Source organism: Winogradskyella vincentii (assembly GCF_020166345.1).
Lineage (GTDB): Bacteria > Bacteroidota > Bacteroidia > Flavobacteriales > Flavobacteriaceae > Winogradskyella > Winogradskyella vincentii.
On sequence record NZ_JAIUJS010000030.1, the window covers coordinates 1 to 1,249 of the forward strand.

A 1,249-nucleotide genomic window follows, 5' to 3' on the forward strand; every position below is an offset into this window, starting at 1 on the left:
GATTCAATTTTAATGACCATTTCAGGGTGTTTTCTCAAGACATCAACAATATTTTCCAATTCGTATTGAGCATCGGTTCTAATATTCCATTTATCAAAATCAAAGAATATAGGATTGATCACTATTTGATTATCTATAATTAGAGGCACTAATTTTAAATCTGCTTGATTTACTTTTTCATTAGTATTGTCAACAACAATATTTTGCTTGTCTTCTTTGTAATCTAATTTATTGGCAACAACTGTATAGGACTGGTCGCATTCTACCGTAAAGGTAAAATCACTACCATCTTCAGTGTTTAGCTCGTCTATCACCTTACCAGTTTCGTCTATTAATCTAACATTAACACCAGTTAGCAAGGTACCAGTATCACTATCAATAACAGTACCTGTAATAACTTGTTTACACTCGGTTATATTAAAGCTGTAAATATCATCGCCACCTTTGCCGTTAGGTCTGTTAGAGGAGAAATAGCCTTGCTCAGTATCCGTATTTATGAAAAATGCAAAATCATCATAACCACTGTTGTATGGAGCACCTAAATTTTCAGGTTCGTCTCGCTCACCCTTGAGTTTATTAGATTTAAAAATATCTAGTAATCCTAAATTTAAATATCCATCTGAAGAGAAGTATAGCGTATTGTCTTTAGAGACAAAAGGAAACATCTCACGTCCTTCAGTGTTAACAGTTTCACCTAAATTCTCAGGCTCTCCATAAGTGCCATCGTCATTAATAGCTACTGAGTAAATGTCAGTTTGACCGATGCCGCCCTCGCGATCAGACACAAAATATAAGGTTTTGTTGTCCGGACTTAAGGCAGGATGTCCAGTAGAATAGATTTTATCGTTAAATGGCAATTCTATACTATTTGTCCATTGGTCATCAACAAGGGTAGCCTTGTAAATTTTAAGATGTGCAGTTCCTTTTTTGTCATATGCCAGCTTATTTCTCTTTGTTACGTTGTCCCTTGTGAAATAAATGGTTTTTCCGTCATTGGTTATAGCGATTGAAGCCTCGTGAAAATCTGTATTGATATCGTTAGACGATATTTTTGATACGGAACCGTAAGTTGTAACATTGGAAGTGTCTGAAACTGTTAATTGGTATAAATCTAAAAAGGGTTCTTTATTCCAGCTGTAAATTTCATTTTCATTGTCTCTTGCAGAGGCAAAATAAAGTTTGTCATTATATATGAATGAACCGAAATCAGAATTTTCAGAATTAAAAGGTACATTTTCAACATTTACAA

1 protein-coding gene is annotated in these 1,249 nt (G+C 34.1%); it reads right to left on the reverse strand.

Going from position 1 to position 1,249, the window contains the following annotated elements:
- Positions 1–1,249: OmpA family protein (locus LBV24_RS15015; RefSeq protein WP_224479478.1), on the reverse strand; the 1,249-nt coding region annotated here is incomplete at both ends.